The organism is Psychrobacter cryohalolentis K5 (assembly GCF_000013905.1).
Taxonomy (GTDB): Bacteria; Pseudomonadota; Gammaproteobacteria; order Pseudomonadales; family Moraxellaceae; genus Psychrobacter; species Psychrobacter cryohalolentis.
The window spans coordinates 2,147,857-2,165,892 of sequence record NC_007969.1 but is presented as its reverse complement, the minus strand read 5'-3'; the positions used below and the strand labels follow the sequence as shown (position 1 = coordinate 2,165,892).

Sequence of the window (18,036 nt, the reverse complement as noted above, 5' to 3'; positions counted from 1 at the left end):
GCTTACTTATAGATATCTCTACGACCTTCGGGAACATTTTTAAAACGGCGATGGAACCACATCCACTGAGTGGGATCAATACGAATCAAGCCCTCTAGTACTTCATTAACGCGAGTCGCGTCAGCCACTTCGTTATCACTTGGATAGTTCTCCAGCTCTGGCGTAATCGTCAGATGATAATGGGGGCGTTTGCCACTTGGCAAATTATCTGGCGTCTGTCGATAAGTATGCAGCGCCATTACGGCTGGTGGATGCACTTTATTGCCTAAGGTTGCCAATCGCCGCGTTGCCGTCAGAGTTGCTGCTGGTACACCAAAAAATGGCGCCATGACCCCTTGTTTTAGACCATAATCTTGATCCGGTGAATACCAAATCACACGACCCTTTTTAAGAGAGCCAACGAGGCTACGCATATCACGGTTGGAGATTTGTTTACTCAGAATACTTGTGCGCCCATTATAAATGAACCAATCAAGCAATGCGTTATTTTGCGGACGATACATACCATCCATTGGGAAGAACTGGGTACAGAGCATACCGCCTAGATCAAGCATCGTATAATGGGCACCCAATAAGATGACCGCGCGACCCTCATTTTGTGCATTCACAAGATGCTGTAACCCTGAGATAGACACAGTGCGGGTAAAAACATTCGGGCGGAACCAAGCGCATAAGGTTTCAAATACGCCAATGCCCTGATTGACAAAGACTTGTTTTGCCATGAGCTCACGTTCCACTTCTGGCTTTTCTGGAAATGCCAGTTTGAGGTTAATTAAGGTATCACGGCGGCGTGAGCCTACGACACTATAGATCAAAATACCAAGCTTGCGACCGAGCCAAAATTGCCACCGTAGCGGTAGATAAATCAGCGGCAAAAAAATAGCAAATAATAGCCAAATACCCCAATATTTAGGCATTAAAAACTGCCATTCAAAAGGTTTCTTTTCTGCTTGATCGGTCTGCTTATGCGTTTGGGTAATCGTCGGTGTGCCAACAGGTAGAGCCGGAGACTTAGCAGGCGGCTGTATACTTGGTGGCGGCATGCTGCTCTTTGAGGCAGATTTGCTAGGATCGTATTGTTCAGGCGCTTTCATAAGACTGTTACTAGTAATGAAAAGTTATGATTATGATGGGGTAGTAAGCGAGACTTTGCAAGGTGATTTATACTTTGTTAAGACAGATTTATAGGCAAGATAGTTATATATGAAAATCGTTTTTTATAAAAGCATCAGGCATAAAAAAACCTTATAAGCTGCGGACAGCTTATAAGGTTTTGCAAATCTATTCTTATATTTAATGCTGCAGCTGTTGCTCTGAGATAAAGACAACAGTTGCAGAAATATAAGAGATAGCTTTGATTAACGTTTTGAGAATTGTGGACGTTTACGTGCTTTACGTAGACCCAATTTCTTACGTTCAACTTGACGTGAATCACGAGTAACAAAGCCAGCTGCTTTTAGAGCAGGTTTGTTAGATTCGTCAAGCTCAATCAATGCACGCGTAATGCCGTGACGGATTGCGCCAGCTTGACCACTAATACCGCCGCCTTTTACAGTGATGTAAAGGTCATAAGCAGTAGGTGTGTCAAGTAATTCTAAAGGCTGACGAACAACCATGCGCGACGTTTCGCGACTGAAATACTCATCAAGTGGTTTGCCGTTAACAACGATGCTACCAGTACCTTTCGCTAAAAAGACACGAGCGGTAGAAGTTTTGCGGCGACCAGTTCCGTAATTGCGTTCCATAAGTGTATCCTTAGATGTCTAGTGCTTTAGGTTGCTGTGCTTCATGTGGATGTTCAGTACCCGCATAAAGTTTCAGCTTCTTGATCATCGCATAGCCAAGAGGACCTTTTGGAAGCATACCCTTAACCGCTTTGTGTAGAACATCTTCAGGCTTATGTGCAAGCAGTTTACTGAAGTTGGTTTCTTTAATACCACCTGGGTAGCCACTGTGACGATAGTACTTTTTATCTTGCGCTTTTTTACCCGTTACCGTGATTTTGTCAGCGTTGATGACAACAATAAAGTCACCAGTGTCAACGTGCGGCGTAAAAGATGGCTTATGCTTGCCACGTAAGCGAGTAGCGATTTGAGTGGCTAAGCGACCAAGGGTTTTGCCGTCAGCATCTACGACATACCAGTCATGGGTCACTTCAGCTGGTTTTGCACTAAGTGTTTTCATGATAAAACCTTAAAATTAGAATTCGTTGAGAGTTTAGCTGGGAACGGGGCTCTCAAAAAACAGACTGCACATTATAAGCAGTAGCGCCTACGCTTGCAAGCTGCATTGGGGTTTATTTTCGCCTTATATACATTAAACTGCAGCGTTGGCCAGTTTTTTAGCGGTTTTAAACATTTATAAATTTTATTAACAGAATTCATTAACCGGACAATTATGACGATAATAGGCGATAAAGTCCAGCAACAACTTGTCCAACTTTGGTCTGTTTCAGACAATCAAAATACAATGTTTGTGATTCATCGTTTTTTTGCAGCGCTAGCGTGGTATTAAAAACCGTTGCCAGTTGGCTCAATTGCTCATCTAAATCTTTATCCGCTTCTAGGTAGATAAGCGTGTCTGTATTGATTAGATCTTGGGTAAACAAAGTGGTCAAAATAGATTGCCATAAATCCTTAGCATAAGGTGGATCTATAAAAACAATATCAAAGGGACGCGTTACAAGCTGCTTTTGTTGTAGAACTTGTTCGGCTGTACCCTGAATGATTTTATGGCTGTCACTATCAAGACGTAACATCTCGGCACTTTGGCGTAGCATTTGAGTTTGGGCGGCATTCATTTCGATAAAAATACAATGAGCAGCACCGCGCGATAAGGCTTCAAAACCTAAGACGCCGCTACCGGCGCAGCTATCGAGCACTTGAGCGTCATGAATATCAGAAATCAGCCAATTGAATAAGGTCTCACGTAGCCGGTCTGGGGTCGGACGTAATCCTTCTGCATCAATAAAACGTACGATACGGCGTTTAAACTGACCACCGATAATACGTACATCACCAGCTGCAGTAGATTTGGTTTTTTGGTTTTTACTAGGCTTACGCGCGCTTGAAGATTTTTTCATAAAATTAGCTTAGTTATCTACTCTATACTGAATATGTTAGTCAGAAGTCGCTGTCGTTGTAGCGGTTTGAGCCTGTTCTTTTGCGGCTTCTAGTGCTTTGTATTCTTTTTCACGTATCGCATCACGCATGGCTTTCTCAAATGCTTTTTGCCGTTTAATAACCTTTAGCTGATCAGCAGTGGGCGGCAAAATAGGATTGGTGTCGCGCTGTAATACCCAATAATCAAACAAGGCTCGCCCAATAGGCGCAGCAACGACACTACCGCCACCGCCGTTTTCGACCAATACCGCTAGGGCGATTTGTGGATCCTCTACTGGCGCAAAGCCATTAAACCAAGCGTGATCCCAGTGGCGCTTATCCAGCGCGGATTTGTTATAGCTTTTACCCTGAGCAATGGATTTTACTTGCGCGGTGCCCGTTTTACCGGCGATACGATAGCGCGGTGTGTATATACCGCGTCCAGTACCGGCTTTGACCGTTTGCTCCATAGCATCATGCATACGCAGCCAATCAGAGGGTTTGCCATTATAATCAATCTTGCCATCCGGTTTGGTGATGACATCGACTGCTGCTGCACCGTCGCTACTCTTTAAGAGATGCGGAGTAATATGAAGACCTTTACTCGCTGTCATGGCCGTTGCATTGGCAATCTGTAGTGGCGTCGCTAAGAAATAGCCTTGACCAATACTGACAGAGATGGTCTCACCCGGCAACCAACCCTTATCGTACGTGTCTTTTTTCCATTTTGGTGAAGGCATAATTCCGGATTTTTCATTGGGCAAGTCAATGCCAGTTTCTTCGCCGAAGCCAAAACGTACCATCCAGTCATGTAAGCGCTGAATGCCCATCTCATACGCCAATTTATAATAATAAGTATCGACTGACATCACGATGGATTTTTTGAGATCGACGGTACCATGACCACCTTTTTTCCAATCACGAAAGCGGTGGGAGTCACCTGGCAGGCTAAAATAACCTGGGTCGTAGATAGTGGTTTCCCAGTTACGTAGACCATAATGAATACCGCCTAGGGCTTCAAAGGGCTTGATAGTTGAACCCGGTGGATAAGTGCCTTGTAGGGCACGGTTATAAAGCGGCTGATCCAAATCTTCACGCAGATCATCATAGTCTTTAAATGAGATGCCGGAGATGAAGGGGTTTGGGTCATAACTTGGATTACTGACAAAGGCTAGTACATCGCCGGTTTTGGGGTCTATTGCCACAATGGCACCGCGCCTGCCATCAAGCTGCTGCTGCGCCACAACCTGCAACCCATAATCTAAACTTAAGGTGATGTCGTTGCCGGCGATTGGTGGCTTAGTATCAAGTTGACGTAGCACATTGCCGTGCGCGTTGGTTTCTACTGACTGATAACCGGGTTGTCCAAGTAAAATATCTTCGTAATAATCTTCGATCCCAATCTTACCGATAAGGTCGGTACCGGCATAGCGATCTTTATTGATTCTCTTCGATTCTTTGTCGTTAATACGTCCGACATAGCCAATAACATGGGCAAAAAGTTCATCATAAGGGTATGAGCGTGTGAGCTTACTTTGGATGCTAACACCGCGAAAAAAAGGTTTGCGTTCACTAAACTGCGCCAATTGCGCCTCGGTTAAGTCAATCTTGATGGTTACCGGATCATTTTTACTTTTACTCACACGCGCCAAAATATCGGTGATATTTTCATCCGTCAAATCAAAGATGGGCGCGAGTAATTGTAAGGTACGCTCAGGGTTTTCGACTTCATCAGGGCTGAGCATAGCGGTAAAAACCGGCTGATTGTCAGCGAGGATAACGCCGTTGCGATCATAAATATAACCACGACTTGGTGGGGCAGAAATCAATTTGATGCGATTGTTGTCTGCTTGGGTCGTATATTTATCGTGAGCAAAAACTTGCAGAAATCCATAACGTACTATTAGCCCTAGTAAGCCCACAAATATGATTAATCCAAGAATAAGAATGCGACTGGTAAAAATGCGATTGACCTGTTCGGTATCAGGAGTGAGCGGTTTGTTCATATAAAGTCAGTACCCAAACAGTCAGTGAGACAATAAATCAAAAAGTTATCAAAAGAGGTATTTATAAAGTAGCAGTCGACCATGTCAAATATCATGTAGACAAAACGAGGTGAGCATAAAGGATAAGCTAAGGACTTTCAACAACATAGCGTGATATAAGAAGCATTTAATATCTGAAATATTATCATCATAGATTACAAACATCTCGCAAACCACAACGGCAAATTATAACAGATCAAAAGCGATGACGCAGTAGACAGTCATTTATTTTATCGCTGTTATAAAAGGTGGCATCATTATGCATACGACTGTGGTTGGTGACTCATTTCACAACGGATCTAATCACCGAGTAAATTCGAAAGAAGTAGTTATTAAATCGGTTACTGGTCATACGCCAGTAGATTTTTTTAAGGATTTTTTGTGCCACAGTAGCAGTGTAAAACGTGTCATCTCTAGTCACAACTTGCCTAGGGTCTACATGTGCTAATGGATGGCAAGTATGCTAAAATCAGGCGATTTATTTTGTAGTAGTTATTGGGAAGAGGGCTTCTTATTGCTAAGCATTGTTAATGTGCTCAGAATATTTGGTCAACATCGATTATCACGGCAAGGATACATAAAGTCATGGATGTAACTTCATTGTGGCAAACAATCGCTGAGCACCCTGAGTTTTTTGCCATGCTTACCATTCCGCCGGTGACAGCATTTGTGACATGGATTCATGTCTGGATGGCGCTCAAGATGTTGTTTTATCCGATTAAGTTTCGCGGTATACGCATCCCTAATTTCCCATTCTTTGGGCTACCAGGTCTTGGCTGGCAAGGTATTGTGCCAAGAAAAGCGGGTAAGATATCTGGCGTGATTGTTGACCAGACGCTATCTAAGCTTGGCTCGCTTGATGAGTTTTTTCAGGCTATGGAACCAGATCAGATGGCGCTGTTCATCACTGAGGCGGTTGATAAAAACCTTGAAAACTTGATTGATGAAATTATGCTTGATCATTCGCCAGCACTGTGGGGCAATCTGCCTTATGCGCTCAAGCGCCGTGTCTATGCCCAAGCGCACCAAGAGCTGCCAAGCATTATGCAATCTTTGGTGACTGACTTGACCTATCATGTCGAAGATTTGGTCGATATGCGCAAGATGATTGTCAATAAGATGGAGAGTGATCGTCGTTTGATGGTCAATATGTTCTTAAAAGTCGGACAAAAAGAAATCAATTTTATTTGGCATATTAGTGCTTTGATTGGGCTGATTTTTGGCATTATCCAAATGTTTATATTCTTGGTAGTGCCGCAACATTGGACAGTACCGTTTTTTGCGGCCATTTGGGGCTTTTTGACCAATTGGATTGCGATTTGGATGGTATTTAATCCTGTAGAGCCGCATTTTATCCGTTATGTGAAGTTTTTTGCGCTACAGAGCCGTTTTCCTTTTATCAAGCCACAATTACCGCATATTGCTCGATATCGACTCCAAGGCGGCTTTATGAAGCGCCAAGAAGAGGTATCTGAAGTATTTGCTGAGATTGTGGTCAAAGATTTGGTGACGCTTGAGAACATCATGAATGAGATGATGTATGGTGACCGCGCTATTGAGACGCGTGAATTGATGAAGTCGCATCTGTATAAAGTCTTAGAGTCACCAGTGATTAATACGACTTTACGATTGGGACTGGGTCGCCGCGAGTTTGGGCAATTAAAAAATACCATCATTGATAAATCTATCGTTGCAACGATGGTGCCACTAAGGGATCCTGAGCTCAATGAAAGTCGTGCCAGTAAGATATTTGGACTGTTTCGTGATCGCATCCGTGCGCTGACGCCTGATGAATTCCAAAACTTATTACGTCCTGCCTTTCGTGAAGATGAGATGACGCTAATTGTGCTTGGTGGCTTGACGGGATTTTTGGCAGGTTGGCTACATCTGGTATTGGTGTTTTTCCCAGCCATGCAGTGATAAGCAATGTTTTATGTTTTTTATACACATCGCATACAGAGTGGATACAGAAACGTGACAAGTTGACGCTAATGTACCATGTTGTAAGCGCCCTAAGCTGCAATGGCTTAGGGCGTTATTTAGATAATAATAATCGCTTAAACTACAAGCAGTAACAAGTATTGGATACTTTCGATTATCCTGCAATACCAATCCCTAAAATAAACAATGACCGTATTAAGGTAAACAAGGTTAGACCGTATGTTAATCACAGAATTGGGTTATTTTGCCGTGCTAGCCGCCTTTATGTTGGCGATTTTGCAGGTAGTATTACCAACGATAGGCGTTATGCGTGACCATGTTGCTTGGCAGCGTTTGGCACCGAGCTTGGCATGGGCGCAGTTTGCCGCCATGATTACCTCGTTTGGCGCATTGATGGCAGGCTTTTATTTTAATGACTTTAGCCTTGTCTATGTGTCGCAGCACTCGAATACTTTGCTGCCTTGGTATTATAAGTTATCAGCGACGTGGGGCGGGCATGAAGGCTCGCTGCTACTATGGATGACTATTATGGCAACGTGGTGTGCCTTGGTCTCATACTTTAGTCGTGGTTTGCCATTGTCGATGCGGGCGCGTGTATTGGTGATATTAGCCGCTGTACAGATGATGATGCTGGCAATGCTCATCTTTACCTCGTCACCGTTTGACCGCACTTTGCCAAACCTGCCCGTTGATGGTGCTGACTTAAACCCTGTCTTACAGGATTTTGGTTTAATTATCCATCCACCGATGCTGTATATGGGCTATGTCGGTATGGTAGTGCCGTTTGCGTTTTGTATGGCAGCACTGTGGGAAGGTCGCTTAGATGCGGTATGGACACGCTGGTCACGTCCATGGGCATTGGCTGCTTGGGGCTTTTTAACGATTGGTATTGCACTGGGTTCGTGGTGGGCTTATTACGAGCTTGGTTGGGGCGGTTGGTGGTTTTGGGATCCAGTAGAAAACGCTTCGCTATTGCCTTGGTTGGCAGGTTTGGCATTGCTCCATTCACTGGCAGTCACTGAAAAGCGCGGTGTTTTTAAAGCGTGGACGATTATGCTGGCCATTTTTGCTTTTGCCTTAAGCTTACTTGGGACATTCTTAGTTCGCTCTGGGGTTATTACCTCAGTACATTCATTTGCCGCTGATCCCACACGTGGTTTAGTGATTTTAGCAATTCTTGGCATTATTGTGGGCGGTGGTCTCTTGATGTTCGCTGTACGTGGCTGGCGTCTCACGATTGAAAGTCAATATCAGCTGATTTCACGTGAGTCGTTTTTAGTCATTAACAACGTCATCATATTGATTGCGACCTTAGTCGTATTACTTGGTACGCTCTATCCTATCATTGCTGATGCCTTTAATTTAGGTCAGGTATCCGTAGGTCCTCCGTACTTTAATGCGCTGTTTGTGCCATTGACTTGGCTATTAATGATAGCAATGGGCATGGGTTCCAATATCCGCTGGAAACAAGACAGTCGCCCGCTCTTAGGCGCTGGCATGGTCATTGCGGCAAGTAGCCTTGTTTTAGCAGCAGTCATTACCTATTTTGTTAGCCCATCTGCCATGCTCAATATTGGTGTGACGCTAGCAGTAAGTTTTTGGGTATTGTTATGGATGGTGGTCGATTTTAAAGACAAAACCAAAAATGCCCCAAGCTTATTCAAGGGCTTAGCTAAGCTCCGCTTGAGTTACTGGGGTCAGCAGACCGCTCATATCGGCGTTATTATAGCGGTCATCGGTGTTGCGTTTACCAGTACCTTAAGCATCGAGCGCGATGTGGCACTAAGGATTGGTGAAACGGTTAATGTCCAAGGTTATGACTTTGCATTAACCGATTTAAGAGAGACGAGAGGCAGTAACTTTGACGCAACGCAAGCTGAGGTCACAGTCACTAAGAAGGGCAAGGCAGTAACGATACTTCATCCTGAAAAACGGACTTATATCATCAGTACGATGCCGACGACTGAGGCGGCAATTAATGCCAACCTCATGCGTGACTTGTATGTCGCACTTGGTGAACCTATCGCTGAGGGTAGCAATCAATGGGCAGTACGTATTTATGTGAAGCCATTGATTCGCTGGATATGGCTCGGCGCTATTATTATGGCATTAGGTGGTCTATTGAGTATGCTTGATAGGCGCTATCGTCTCAAAACAACTAAGACGCCCGCTCAAATTACAGCAAGCAAGTCAGGTTTCGCGACCGTTGCTGACTTAGATGGCAACAATGCGACAGATGCCACGGCAACAATAGGGGAGAAATAAGATGACCCAATCAGAGGAGTCTCCTCAAAAAGGTACTGATAAAAAAGGCAATCAAACGATGAAAAAAAGCCAAATCAGAATATGGTTTTTGATTCCGTTGATCATCTTTGCCGCTTTTATAGTCATGCTGTATTTCCGTTTAGGTCAGCCGACCGAAATCGTAACCAATACCGCTCTTGAGCGTCCGGTGCCCGCTTTTGAGCTGCCGTTATTGTCTGATACCAGTCGTATTATGACCAATGACAACCTGCCAGATCAGCCGTTTTTGATGAATATTTGGGGCTCTTGGTGCCCAACTTGTATCATTGAGCATCCTTTTTTAATGCAGTTAGAGGAACGTGGCGTCAATCTGGTGGGCGTCAATTATAAAGATGATATTGGCGACGCCCTCGGTTATTTAAACCGTGGCGGTGACCCTTTTTCGATGTCTATCCAAGACTTATCTGGTCAATTTGCCTTAGATTTGGGTTTGACCGGTGCACCTGAAACCTTTGTGGTTGATGGTGAAGGTATTATTCGTCAGCACATTGTTGGTGAGATTAATGAGAGTAATTGGCAGAGCCGTATCACGCCTTGTCTGATGGTGCTCAATGAGGCTGATAAAAATAATGTCAGCCCTGATCTTGACCAAGTTAAGGAGGCGTGCAAATGATTATGATGCCATTAAAATCTATCACGAAAAATTTGGCAAGTTTGATCATTACTTGTCTTTTTGGCGTGCTTAGTATCAATGCTTATGCCGCCATTGATGTCTACGACTTTGACTCAGTGCAGCAAGAAGCCCAGTATCGTGGTCTTATCGAAGAACTGCGCTGTCCAAAATGTCAAAACCAAAACTTGGCAGGTTCTGATGCGCCGATTGCCCAGGATTTAAAGCAAAAAACCTATGACATGATTAAAGAAGGTCGTAGTGATGGTGAGATTCGCGCTTATATGCAAGAGCGCTATGGCGATTTTATTACTTATAAGCCGCCAGTACGTCCTTCAACGTGGATATTATGGTTCTTCCCACCACTATTACTAATTGTATTAATTGTTGGCTGGTTTTGGCAAAGTAAACGCAGTCAGCGTATTGCGCGTGGTCAAAGTGGCATCTTGGTAGACAGCGCTGCTGCGTTATCAGCAGTAGAAGAAGCGGAACTTGATCGTCTGTTATCACGAGCTGATCGCAATAAAACAGATCATGACATCACAAGCATAGAGGACAAAAAATGACCCTATTTTCTACTTTTGGCTTATTTATTGCCCTAAGCTTACTGATTGCACTCGTACTGGCAGTGATCGTTATCACACCTTGGCTAAGAGCTTCAAGGTTACGAGAAAATCCTGTTGACAATCAGCTACTAGACATCAATATCGGTGTATTTCGTGAGCGTTTGACAGAATTACAATCAGACAAAGACAACGGCACAATTGATGACGCCCATTATCAAAATCAAAAGATCGAGCTTGAGCGTCAGCTATTGGATGCACAGCGTGAAGTCACCCCAATGGTCGCGCCTGGTATTAAGAGTCGTTTGATTATCATGGTATGGGTGCCTGTGCTGGCAGCATTGGCTTATTTCTTGGTCGGTGATCGTACACCAGTATTTGATTTGTGGGCAGCAGAAGACAAAGTTGCTCAAGTGGCAGATGACTTATTGACCGGTAAGATTGACCAGCCACCCGCTTGGGCGATTGAAGATGGTACTCAATTGATCAGCGCGATGCAGACTAACGTCTATCGTCATGCCGATGACCCTGATCGCTGGATGCGTTTATCAGAGCTGTTCTTATCTTTGGAAGCCACTGACTCAGCGATTGAAGCTTTGTCTCGTGCTTATCGTCTGTCGCCTGACAACGAAGAAATCGCCACCACTTATGCGCAGATTAGCTTTTTTGCTAATAAAGGTCAGCTTGATGCCAATAGCCGCCGTGTGCTGCAAGATGTTCTTGCCAAAAATCCGCAGCACGAAGGTGCGCAAATGCTGATGGCAATGGGCGAGGCGCGTGGTAATAATTTTGAACAAGCGCAAGGTTGGATTAAGCGGTTACGTAAGAGTATTGCTGCCAAACCAGGTGACCATACCCAAGCATTGAGCAGTCTTGATGAGCTAAGTGCCAATGTCACGGCACAAGAGCAGCAAGCATCTGAAGGGATTGAAGTTACCATCTCTATTGATCGGTCATTGTTGCCCCTAGTGAAAGCTGAAGATGTATTGTTTGTCGCGATACGTGATGTGAAAGGTGGCCCGCCATTTGCCGCCAAGCGTTTACCGATTAGCGTGATTAAGCAAGGCGAAGCAACTGTTAGTCTAAGTGATTTAGATGCGATGATGCCAGAGCGCACATTAAAATCTGCGCGTGATGAAAAAGTTCAACTCGCTGTCATTGCTCGCATCAGTCATAGTGGTACTGCCATTGCCGAGTCAGGTGATCTATCAGGTAATCCTGTGGTGATAAGCGTCGAGCAGAATCAAGTCAATGTGGCCATTAATCAGCAAGTTCCTTAACTCGCTGAGTCCAGAATATCATCCTACATTTAGTGCGCGCTATCGTCTCATCTATGGCGCGCAACCTTCTCTCATGAACAGATAAGTCATCATATGTTGCTGCATCAATACTAAAAATACTTGAGGTTTTGAAAGCCACAAGGTAAGGTAAGCTCTGCAAACCACCAATCCCTAAGTTTTATTAGTCCCAAAATCCTATTTATTAAGGAGAATCGTGTAATGATGCGTATTATTTTGCTAGGTCCACCAGGCGCCGGTAAAGGTACCCAAGCTCAGTTTATTTCTAAAGAATATGATATTCCGCAGATCTCAACGGGTGATATGCTGCGTGCAGCAATCAAAGAAGGCACTGAGCTTGGCAAACAAGCCAAAGACGTGATGAACGCTGGTGGTTTGGTTTCTGATGATCTAATCATTAACCTCGTGCAAGAACGCATCGCTAAGCCTGATTGTGTTAACGGCTGTATTTTAGATGGTTTCCCGCGTACCATTCCACAAGCGCAAGCGCTTGCAGATGCCAACGTGACGATTGATCATGTAATTGAAATCAGTGTACCTGATGATGAAATCGTCAAGCGATTATCAGGTCGTCGCCAACATGCTGGCTCTGGTCGTGTATATCATATTGATCACAATCCACCAAAGCAAGAAGGCATTGATGATGTTACTGGTGAAGCGCTTATCCAACGTGAAGACGATAAAGAGTCAACCATTCGTGACCGCTTAGCTACGTATCATGAGCAAACATCAGCCCTCGTTGGCTTTTATCAGAACAAAGCTAAAGAAGGCGGCGATGCGCCTAAGTATGATAAGTTCGATGGTACCCAAGGTATTGATGACGTTAAGCAACAAATATTTTCTGCCCTAAAAGGCTAATATTTATACTGACGCTAGAATATAGCGGATTAATCGAATAGTGTTATGAAAGACCCTGCCGCTAGTAATAGCAATCAGCAGGGTTTTTTAATGGGTCAAAAATAATGACCAATAACAACATAAATCTAAATGATTAAAAATAAACTCTAAAAATTTCCATAAAAAAGCCGCTTACTCATAATAAGTAAACGGCTTTTTTATTAAAACGTCTTATTGATACAGCCAGTAGCGTTTAATTTAAAACTTAAGCGTTACCTTCAGCATCAACTTGTGCTTGCTGCTGACTTTGCGCAAAAGCTTGGTCAAAGTTAACTGGCGCAAGCAATAACTGCGGGAAGCTACCACGCGTTACGATATCGCTGATGACTTCACGAGCATATGGGAACAAAACGTTCGGGCAATAAGCACCTAGGATTTGACCAATTTGATCTTCTGGGATGTCTTTTAATAAGAAGATACCTGCTTGATGAACTTCCGCGATAAACGCCGCTTCTTCAGCATTTTTCGCAGTGACACTAACGGTTAATACAACCTGATAATGGTCATCGTCCAGTTTTTCGGCATTGCTAGAGAGATTAATATCAAGCTCAGGGTTCCACTCTTTGGTGAATACGCCAGCGCCTGGGACTTCAAGTGACATGTCTTTGACATAAATACGTTCTAGTGCTAATTGCGGTTGAGCTTGTTCTTCAGCCATGATAATTCCTCTAAAAGTTAATCAAGTGATTGGGCAAACTGTTATTTTAGTAAAATAGCATTGTAATATAATTCGAGACAAAAGCTCGATATTTTTTATCAAAGCCCTTTATAGCTGTCCCTATCGTTACTTATATAAATGACTCACATATAGACTAGTAAAATAAATAAAGACAGCCAGAATAGCAAGATAGCAAATTAACCCGCTAATAGCTCGTCAAGTTTGCCTTGTTGGTTCATTTGATTGAGCTCATCAAAACCACCGACAAAGGTCTCACCAACGAAGATTTGTGGCACGGTGCGATAGTTATTGGTCTTTTGCATTAAAGCACGGCGATCATCGCTGCTCATATCGTGCATGCCAATCTCTTCATAATCAACGCCTTTTGATTTCAGCAGTTGCTTAGCGTTTGAGCAATATGGGCAGATAGGAGTAGTATAAACTTTAACAGATACAGTCATGATAAATCCTTATTTATAAATGTATAGAGCAATTGTTATCGGATAGGTTATAGGATGGAAAGTAATATTATAAAATTTGCCTATAGAGGCTGCAATCAAGTAAATCACAAGCCTATATTCTATTATGCTCACTATAAAGTGGGGATAGGCAATGTAAATTCAAGCCAAATAAATACAAAAGCGTCGTCAGTATCATAAATGCCACATAAAAAAAACACCCTATGAAGAGGTGTCTTTTTTATTCACTACCGATAGATAGTAAGTCATAGTTTAATAAAGCGCGCTATCAAACTACTTATGCAAGCTCGGTTTTGCTTTGACTTTAGTCTTCGGCTTAGTATCCTTTATGCCAACAAGTGGCATTCCAGCAGCTTGCCAGCCACCAACACCGCCTTCTAAGCGATAGACGTTTTCTTTACCAATCATCTGAATGGCAGCACCTGCTTGTACGCCCATATCGCAGATAATAATCACTGGCTGTTCAATCGCACGAATTTCCTCAATGCGGTCTTTTAGCTCAGTAAATGGGATATTGCGACTGCCTTGGATATAACCGGTGACAAACTTCTTTTTGGCACGGATATCGATAAGCTGCGCATTTTGCGAGTTCACCATCATACCAAGGGTATTGGGTGAAATCTTTTTACCGCTACGTTTGTTTTCAATAGCAAAAAATAGCACGGCTAGTACGGCTAATATACCAAATAAAAACGGGTGGTTGCCCACAAATTCCAGCGCACGATCCAAACCATACCTCCAAAAAAATAAGTGTTCTATTACGCTGAGAAGACAGCCTAATGGATTGAACAAGGCGCTATTATACCGATTAGCCTATCCATAGTAAACGTGTGATGGTCATCATCGTGATTAACAGTGGATAAGAATTAATAAGGCTCAATAAGGCTTGGTATCTGCCTCTTCTCTTAGCGTCACGAGGTTTTCAACGCGGCGCTGCAATACTTTGCCATCAGCAACTGCTTCCCATAACGCGCAGCCTTTACTATTATGAGTATGGCGACAGTCGCGGAACTGACAGTCACCAGATAATGGTGCAAGCTCAACAAAGCCAGAAATAATGTCATCAGGCGTCAAGTGCCAAATACCATACTCGCGAATACCAGGGGTATCGACGATGCCGCCTTGGGTCAAATCGGCTGGATTAAAGGGCAGTAAGCGACTGGTGGTGGTAGTATGTTGACCAAGCTTTGAATTATCAGAGATGATATTCACGCTTTGTGCTGATTCAGGTAGCAGCGCATTGATCAAGCTGCTTTTACCGACCCCAGATTGCCCTGCAAAAATAACCAGCTTTTTATCTATATAGCGTTTTAGCTCATCAAGTCCTTCCTGGTCATCGCTATCCGCGACGTTTTCAGGACAGTCAACTGAGGTCAAAACGCTCTCATAACCAAGTGCGGCATATTGCGCCAATAACTCATTGGTATCGACGCCTTTTTCTTGAGCCAATAAATCGGCTTTATTGAGCACCAATAAAGGCTTGACCCCAGCATGATGGCAAACGACTAAATAGCGATCTATAAGTGTCGGGGCGGCAGCAGGTAAGGGTGCAAATACGATCGCCAAAATATCGACATTGGCGGCGACAGGCTTAAGCTTATGATAGCGGTCAGGTCGGGATACCAATGACGTACGTGGTTTGACTGATTCTATCCGACCAAAGCCTGTATTAGAGTCAGCATTCCAGCGCACTTGATCACCTGCTGCTAGCATCGGTAGATTGGTTCGTACATGGCAGCGCCAAATATCACCGAGTGCCAACTCTTGCCAAAACGGCTCAGGGTCATCAGGTGCAACCTCAGGCTGCAAAGGTATGAATGATGGTAAGCTGGTCACTTGCACTTCCAATTGCTTGCCATAATGCGCCATGACCACACCATCCATCAAACTGTCATCGATACTATCTTGACTTAATAATTGCTGCTTATCGATGCGCCGAATCTGTTGTTTCGTTAGTTTGCGTTGTCGGATTAATGCCATGGGTTGGTGACCTATTATAAAATATTGCTCAGTGTAGCGTGAAAATTTGCTAACATACAGCCTAAAGCGCCTGCACTGGGCAGAGATTTTGTAATATTTTAGTATTCATAAATTCTAAGTGAAATTCACAGCTGCCTAATTACAAATATTTTTTGCACTGAGATAGTTAGATAGGCGCATTATTTTATTCACATTGCTATTAAAGCATTGCTTGTAAGTTGTCTCAAACTTTATTGACCATAGGATATTTTATGACCACCGGCGACCATCCCAATAAAATTAAAATCAGAAACCAAGGCAAAAAAGGGCTGGTATGGATTGATTTAGAAATGACCGGTCTTGATACTCTAAATGATGAGATTATCGAGATAGCGACTGTTGTCACCGATGAAGATTTGAATGTCCTTGCCGAAGGACCTGTCTTTGCGATCAAAGTATCAGATCAAAAGTTAAATGGTATGGATGACTGGAATACCAAGCAGCATGGGCAATCAGGGTTGGTTGACCGTGTACGCCGTAGTACGGTGACATTGGCTGAGGCGGAAGCTGAAACCATTAAATTTTTGAATAAATGGGTCGATAGTGGTAAGTCGCCAATGTGTGGCAATTCAATCTGCCAAGATCGCCGCTTTATGGCGCGTCAAATGCCTGAGCTAGAGCGGTTCTTTCATTATCGAAACCTTGATGTGTCGTCTATTAAAGAGCTTTGCTTCCGCTGGCGCCCTGATGTCCTCAAGAATTTTGAGAAAGGCGGCAGTCATTTAGCGTTAGATGATATTCGTGACTCAATTCGTGAGCTTAAGCACTATCGTCAGCATTTCTTTAAACTGATACCTTAAAATCGGCACCTTAGAAAAAAAGCTATCAAGAAAGCCTTCAGATGAATCAAGCGCTACGATTGGGCTAATTTGTTTGAAGGCTTTTTTGTATTAAATAATCCAAATTATAATCTAGAGGTGTTATTTGAGTCATGATTAATAAGGCTGTCTTAGTTTTTAACGCAGCCCATGCAACGCCAGTACCATGATTACCTACTATTGCAGTAGCAAATACCAAAGGTTTACCAAGCTTAGAGTCGACCGTTGCTATATCAATATCGACTATATCTATATTAAGGTGTTTTGCTAATATGCATCCTAGCGCGTAGGAACCACCTAGAGCTTTATAGGCATTAAGTCCAAAACGCTTTGATTCATCTTTTACTAAAGTTGATTTAACGCCGAGTTTAGTTGCCAGCAGTGGTAACGAGACCAAAGGTGTTGGTTGCTACCCATCAATTTAACAATGAAATGCATGAGCTGGCTTAGCAATTTTTACAGTGAATAGAGGTGAGTTCTGACCAGTATAAAAATTATTTTTAGCGACATTTAGTATAAGACTCTCTTCCATGAAAATTGACCACATCATGAGTATGTCATGTAAAAGGATAAGGATGGTCATCGTTTAATCACCGACTATTCAAATGGCGACTTTAATAATAGTAATTATTTATTATTGAAGATAGATAACGGAGGAGAGTAAGGAGCCAGTGAGCCACGGGAGGACAGAAGATTTAAAAGGCAGGGATTACCTATAATAGAGGTTTAGGTAAATAATAAACACAAAAAAACCTCAAACAATCTAATGTTTGAGGTTGAAACTTTTGTATTAAAACTAAGTTTTAAATATGGCGCAGCGGACGGGACTCGAACCCGCGACCCCCGGCGTGACAGGCCGGTATTCTAACCAACTGAACTACCGCTGCTTAGGTCATACTTAGTTTATTTAACCACTTAGCTTACTACTTTAGAGTAACGCTATACTAAATAGTGGTGGGTGATGACGGATTCGAACCGCCGACATTCTGCGTGTAAGGCAGACGCTCTACCAACTGAGCTAATCACCCTTCGAACAATTGCTAGGCAATTTATTCAACATCAACTGAGCTCTAAGTTTGTCACTAAGCTCTGCTGCTGTGGGTGTGTATTATATAGATTTACACATGGCTGTCAAACACTATTTTACATTTTTTAAAAAATGATTATTAAAAAGGCGTTTGAGAGTATGGCTAGATGATGTAACAGCCCATATGACAACTACCTAGTCAACGAATAGTTACCTATTGCGCGGCGGATAAAAGCTACTATACTTGATTGGTCGTATTTGATTATATTGTGCTAT

At 43.2% G+C, this 18,036-nt stretch carries 17 protein-coding genes and 2 tRNA genes; 7 read left to right on the top strand and 12 right to left on the bottom strand.

Features of this window, described 5'->3' with window-relative positions:
- Positions 1-2: 2 nt before the first annotated feature.
- The 5 genes from PCRYO_RS08935 to mrdA all read right to left on the bottom strand — a co-directional run bounded on the left by PCRYO_RS08935 (position 3) and on the right by mrdA (position 5,107).
- Positions 3-1,094: a lipid A biosynthesis acyltransferase gene (locus tag PCRYO_RS08935; protein WP_011514072.1), complete on the bottom strand. Its 1,092-nt coding sequence runs from the start codon at positions 1,092-1,094 to the stop codon at positions 3-5.
- A 264-nt stretch (positions 1,095-1,358) separates the two neighbouring features.
- Positions 1,359-1,745, bottom strand: a complete 387-nt coding sequence (gene rpsI / locus PCRYO_RS08930; protein WP_011514071.1) for a 30S ribosomal protein S9 — start codon at positions 1,743-1,745, stop codon at positions 1,359-1,361.
- 10 nt (positions 1,746-1,755) lie between these two features.
- Positions 1,756-2,184 (bottom strand): 50S ribosomal protein L13, encoded by a 429-nt coding sequence (rplM, locus tag PCRYO_RS08925; protein WP_010199223.1) that lies wholly within the window; start codon positions 2,182-2,184, stop codon positions 1,756-1,758.
- A 211-nt stretch (positions 2,185-2,395) separates the two neighbouring features.
- Positions 2,396-3,082, bottom strand: coding sequence for a 16S rRNA (guanine(966)-N(2))-methyltransferase RsmD (gene rsmD, locus PCRYO_RS08920; RefSeq protein WP_011514070.1), 687 nt, complete (start codon positions 3,080-3,082; stop codon positions 2,396-2,398).
- 36 nt (positions 3,083-3,118) lie between these two features.
- On the bottom strand, positions 3,119-5,107 hold the full coding sequence (mrdA, locus tag PCRYO_RS08915; protein ID WP_011514069.1) for a penicillin-binding protein 2: 1,989 nt from the start codon (positions 5,105-5,107) through the stop codon (positions 3,119-3,121).
- 624 nt (positions 5,108-5,731) lie between these two features.
- Here mrdA and PCRYO_RS08910 point away from each other — a divergent pair.
- The 6 genes from PCRYO_RS08910 to adk all read left to right on the top strand — a co-directional run bounded on the left by PCRYO_RS08910 (position 5,732) and on the right by adk (position 12,720).
- Complete coding sequence (locus tag PCRYO_RS08910; RefSeq protein ID WP_011514068.1) at positions 5,732-7,066, top strand: membrane protein; 1,335 nt, start codon at positions 5,732-5,734, stop codon at positions 7,064-7,066.
- 240 nt (positions 7,067-7,306) lie between these two features.
- The gene (locus PCRYO_RS08905) at positions 7,307-9,352 is read left to right on the top strand and encodes a heme lyase CcmF/NrfE family subunit (protein ID WP_011514067.1); all 2,046 of its coding nucleotides are present in this window, start codon (positions 7,307-7,309) and stop codon (positions 9,350-9,352) included.
- Between the two features lies 1 nt (position 9,353).
- A complete protein-coding gene (locus PCRYO_RS08900; RefSeq protein ID WP_011514066.1) occupies positions 9,354-10,004 on the top strand; it encodes a DsbE family thiol:disulfide interchange protein in 651 nt (216 codons plus the stop codon).
- Positions 10,001-10,567, top strand: coding sequence for a cytochrome c-type biogenesis protein (locus PCRYO_RS08895; RefSeq protein ID WP_011514065.1), 567 nt, complete (start codon positions 10,001-10,003; stop codon positions 10,565-10,567). Before PCRYO_RS08900 ends, PCRYO_RS08895 begins: the two co-directional genes overlap by 4 nt.
- Entirely contained in the window at positions 10,564-11,844 is a 1,281-nt protein-coding gene (ccmI, locus tag PCRYO_RS08890; protein ID WP_011514064.1) for a c-type cytochrome biogenesis protein CcmI, read from the top strand. The genes PCRYO_RS08895 and ccmI overlap by 4 nt, the downstream gene beginning before the upstream one ends.
- Positions 11,845-12,066: 222 nt before the next feature.
- Positions 12,067-12,720, top strand: a complete 654-nt coding sequence (gene adk, locus PCRYO_RS08885; protein WP_187289141.1) for an adenylate kinase — start codon at positions 12,067-12,069, stop codon at positions 12,718-12,720.
- A gap of 244 nt (positions 12,721-12,964) precedes the next feature.
- On the opposite strand, the gene secB is transcribed toward adk, so the two are convergent.
- The 4 genes from secB to rsgA all read right to left on the bottom strand — a co-directional run bounded on the left by secB (position 12,965) and on the right by rsgA (position 15,876).
- Positions 12,965-13,417, bottom strand: a complete 453-nt coding sequence (gene secB / locus PCRYO_RS08880; RefSeq protein ID WP_011514062.1) for a protein-export chaperone SecB — start codon at positions 13,415-13,417, stop codon at positions 12,965-12,967.
- A 197-nt stretch (positions 13,418-13,614) separates the two neighbouring features.
- Positions 13,615-13,878: a glutaredoxin 3 gene (gene grxC, locus PCRYO_RS08875; RefSeq protein WP_011280820.1), complete on the bottom strand. Its 264-nt coding sequence runs from the start codon at positions 13,876-13,878 to the stop codon at positions 13,615-13,617.
- 291 nt (positions 13,879-14,169) lie between these two features.
- Complete coding sequence (locus PCRYO_RS08870; RefSeq protein WP_011514061.1) at positions 14,170-14,625, bottom strand: rhodanese-like domain-containing protein; 456 nt, start codon at positions 14,623-14,625, stop codon at positions 14,170-14,172.
- 147 nt (positions 14,626-14,772) lie between these two features.
- Entirely contained in the window at positions 14,773-15,876 is a 1,104-nt protein-coding gene (gene rsgA / locus PCRYO_RS08865) for a ribosome small subunit-dependent GTPase A (protein WP_011514060.1), read from the bottom strand.
- A 251-nt stretch (positions 15,877-16,127) separates the two neighbouring features.
- On the opposite strand from rsgA, the gene orn reads away from it, so the two are divergent.
- Positions 16,128-16,715 (top strand): oligoribonuclease, encoded by a 588-nt coding sequence (gene orn, locus PCRYO_RS08860; protein ID WP_011514059.1) that lies wholly within the window; start codon positions 16,128-16,130, stop codon positions 16,713-16,715.
- 64 nt (positions 16,716-16,779) lie between these two features.
- On the opposite strand, the gene PCRYO_RS08855 is transcribed toward orn, so the two are convergent.
- The 3 genes from PCRYO_RS08855 to PCRYO_RS08845 all read right to left on the bottom strand — a co-directional run bounded on the left by PCRYO_RS08855 (position 16,780) and on the right by PCRYO_RS08845 (position 17,761).
- The gene (locus PCRYO_RS08855) at positions 16,780-17,130 is read right to left on the bottom strand and encodes a pyridoxal-phosphate dependent enzyme (protein ID WP_011514058.1); all 351 of its coding nucleotides are present in this window, start codon (positions 17,128-17,130) and stop codon (positions 16,780-16,782) included.
- A gap of 413 nt (positions 17,131-17,543) precedes the next feature.
- Positions 17,544-17,620: transfer RNA gene (locus tag PCRYO_RS08850), tRNA-Asp, on the bottom strand.
- Between the two features lie 65 nt (positions 17,621-17,685).
- Positions 17,686-17,761 (bottom strand) — tRNA-Val (locus PCRYO_RS08845).
- Positions 17,762-18,036: the final 275 nt, after the last annotated feature.

Bases quoted from the DNA above. Each gene is read 5' to 3' on its own strand.
- grxC (WP_011280820.1), bottom strand. From the start codon at position 13,878: ATGACTGTATCTGTTAAAGTTTATACTACTCCTATCTGCCCATATTGC.
- ccmI (WP_011514064.1), top strand. From the start codon at position 10,564: ATGACCCTATTTTCTACTTTTGGCTTATTTATTGCCCTAAGCTTACTG.
- PCRYO_RS08910 (WP_011514068.1), top strand. From the start codon at position 5,732: ATGGATGTAACTTCATTGTGGCAAACAATCGCTGAGCACCCTGAGTTT.
- rpsI (WP_011514071.1), bottom strand. From the start codon at position 1,745: ATGGAACGCAATTACGGAACTGGTCGCCGCAAAACTTCTACCGCTCGT.
- rplM (WP_010199223.1), bottom strand. From the start codon at position 2,184: ATGAAAACACTTAGTGCAAAACCAGCTGAAGTGACCCATGACTGGTAT.
- adk (WP_187289141.1), top strand. From the start codon at position 12,067: ATGCGTATTATTTTGCTAGGTCCACCAGGCGCCGGTAAAGGTACCCAA.
- orn (WP_011514059.1), top strand. From the start codon at position 16,128: ATGACCACCGGCGACCATCCCAATAAAATTAAAATCAGAAACCAAGGC.
- PCRYO_RS08895 (WP_011514065.1), top strand. From the start codon at position 10,001: ATGATTATGATGCCATTAAAATCTATCACGAAAAATTTGGCAAGTTTG.
- rsgA (WP_011514060.1), bottom strand. From the start codon at position 15,876: ATGGCATTAATCCGACAACGCAAACTAACGAAACAACAGATTCGGCGC.
- PCRYO_RS08900 (WP_011514066.1), top strand. From the start codon at position 9,354: ATGACCCAATCAGAGGAGTCTCCTCAAAAAGGTACTGATAAAAAAGGC.
- mrdA (WP_011514069.1), bottom strand. From the start codon at position 5,107: ATGAACAAACCGCTCACTCCTGATACCGAACAGGTCAATCGCATTTTT.
- secB (WP_011514062.1), bottom strand. From the start codon at position 13,417: ATGGCTGAAGAACAAGCTCAACCGCAATTAGCACTAGAACGTATTTAT.
- rsmD (WP_011514070.1), bottom strand. From the start codon at position 3,082: ATGAAAAAATCTTCAAGCGCGCGTAAGCCTAGTAAAAACCAAAAAACC.
- PCRYO_RS08905 (WP_011514067.1), top strand. From the start codon at position 7,307: ATGTTAATCACAGAATTGGGTTATTTTGCCGTGCTAGCCGCCTTTATG.
- PCRYO_RS08935 (WP_011514072.1), bottom strand. From the start codon at position 1,094: ATGAAAGCGCCTGAACAATACGATCCTAGCAAATCTGCCTCAAAGAGC.